Annotated in this window: 2 protein-coding genes; both read left to right on the top strand. The window is 43.0% G+C overall.

The features are described 5' to 3' along the window. Window positions 1-210 precede the first annotated feature (210 nt). The gene (locus HZY94_RS08415; RefSeq protein WP_179925782.1) at window positions 211-768 is read left to right on the top strand and encodes a YSIRK-type signal peptide-containing protein; all 558 of its coding nucleotides are present in this window, start codon (window positions 211-213) and stop codon (window positions 766-768) included. After that, the coding region (locus HZY94_RS10690) for a Rib/alpha-like domain-containing protein (RefSeq protein WP_179925781.1) at window positions 746-2510 on the top strand (1765 nt) is incomplete at its 3' end. The genes HZY94_RS08415 and HZY94_RS10690, both read left to right, overlap by 23 nt.

Raw genomic sequence — 2510 nt, 5'->3', positions numbered from 1 at the left:
AATGCCATACTCTATTATACCATACACAACCATATACAACAAGAAAAATAGTTGGATTTTACAAAAAAACTCAGCTCTATCAAGGGTTTGAGCTAAGTTTTCATAAATCTAGGTGATAAAGTCGGGAGTATATGTGTTATAATAAGATGAAATTTCTATACGTATAATGCATACTAGAAATTATTAAAAAATCAATAAAGGAGACAGGAATTGGATAGAGGAGATGCTAAACAAAGATTTTCGATTCGAAAATATAAGTTAGGTGCTGCTTCCGTATTACTTGCAACTGTATTCGCGAATGGTACTACAAGTGTATCTGCCGATGAACAGATTGGGACTACGGAAAGTACAGCTACTGTTTCTCTAGATTCAGCTATAGAAGAAAATTCGATAGAGGAGTCAGCGAGTGAAACCTATGTGGGACCTGCTGTTTTAGAGTCGACTTCACCTCAAGAGACTGTTGAAGTGAAGCCGAGTTCGGAAGCTGCAGATTTGAAGTCGAGTTCGGAAGCTACAGATTTGAAGCCGGAGATGGGAGAAAGTTCTGTTGAAAAATCGAAGTCAGCAGAAACGAATCAATCAATCTCGTCAATTCCTGAGGTAGTGGTTCGGGAAACGGAAGTGTCACATTCAACTGTAGTAGAATCTGAAAATAAATCGATGGAGAATCCAAAGGTTTCAGAATCTGCTCCAAAGTTTGATAGTGTATTTGAAACTAAGAAAGAAACAGTGACTCATCCTATTTGTGAAGGAAGAGAATGTTGCTGAGGTAACAGCTACAGATGCTGAGAATATGGCTCTTGTTCAGGACTTGGAGAGAAAATCAGAAAAAGCTGAACAGGCAAGTCGTTTTCGTTCTGTTTTACGATCAACTGGCGCTCGGGAAGGTGAAGTAAGGATCTTCCAATTATTCCGTCAGATACAAACCACTTCAGGAGATGCTGCTGATTATGGAGCTCGGGTTATTTCGTTTGATGGTTATGTATCCGAAAATGGTCCAGAACCTGACGGTACATACCTTGTTCGTTGGGTTGCTAAATACGTTCCAAATCGAGTAAGTGGAAGAGCTCCTGCTGCCCCGGTTGGGGTTAGTATTGCTGGTACTACAACCTATGAGGTGCCTAAGACGGTATTGTTTAATGGCCAAACAATTACCGGAGTTCCCTCTAAGACCGATTCTACTACTAAATATTATTCTCCATCGGTAAAAGCCAATATCGGTCAAGAAAATACATTAGAGTTTACTTCTAAGGTAACTCCTTGGCCAGACCGTGATGATTTTTGGGGTCATTTTGTGATTGACTTTGCGACAGCATTTTCTCCGACTTATAATAAGCCAGTTGATCCTGCGAATCGTACGACTCCGATTCGAAATATCATTAGTGCCACTGTTACATTGGATGGAACAGCCTTTAAAAAATATAAAAATAGGGACAGGACAGTTACCGAGGAGATTCCGTTTTCAACTGAATACCAAGCGGATGATAGTCAAGACGTTGGAAAACAGCTTGTAGTTCGTGAAGGTGTTAATGGAGAACAGACGGTTAAAATAACAACTTCGAAGAATGCCCAAGGAGAGACTGTTGAGACTAGAGGCGAACCAGTTGTCGTTCGCGAACCGGTATCGAAGCAGGTTAAGGTCGGAACCAAGCCTAAGGTAGAAACAACGAATCTCCCATTTAAGACGGTCTATCAGAATGATCCGACTATGAAGGCTGATGCTCCTGAAGTTGTTGTGACGGAAGGAAAAGAAGGTCGGAAAGTTGTCACGACAACCTACTCTGTTAATAGCACAACGGGAGAAGTAACTGCGAATACTCCGACTGAGGAAGTTACGGATGCGGTTGATCGCGTTATTAAGAGAGGGACCAAGCCTGCTGATAAAGATACTTATGAACCTGTCGGGAAAGAGCAAACAGTGAGACCAGGGGGAACTCCGAGGGCAACGCTTGCGATTGGGAATTTAGCAGATTTACCGGAAGGAACTCAGGTTGGATTCAAGAGTCCTGTTGATACCGCAACTGAGGGTAATAAATCGGCTGTTGTTGTTGTAACCTATCCAGATAAGTCCAGTGAAGAAGTTCCAGTAATTGTTAAGGTTGTTGCACCAGATGCGGACAAGTATACGCCAGCAGGGAAGACGCAGACGGTTAAACCGAATGAAACTCCACAAGCAGTAAATTCCATTGAGAGTGCGAGCAGCTTACCTGAGGGCACCCAGTATGCCTTTAAGGCTCCTGTCAATACCTCAAGTGAGGGAGACAAGTCAGCTGTTGTTGTAGTAACCTATCCAGATGGTACTCGTGATGAGGTTCCGGTAACCGTTAAAGTCGTCACTCCAGATGCGGATAAGTATACTCCAGAGGCTCGTGAACAAACGGTGAGACCAGGGGGTACACCAAGAGCAACGGTTGCGATTGCGAATCTACAAGACCTTCCACAAGGGACCAAAGTTGGCTTTAAAACTCCGGTTGACACCTCAACTGAGGGAGATAAGCAAGGAACAGTTG

Origin of the sequence: Streptococcus danieliae (assembly GCF_013415245.1) — a bacterium.
GTDB lineage: Bacteria > Bacillota > Bacilli > Lactobacillales > Streptococcaceae > Streptococcus > Streptococcus danieliae_A.
This window is presented reverse-complemented; position numbering and strand designations above follow the sequence as displayed.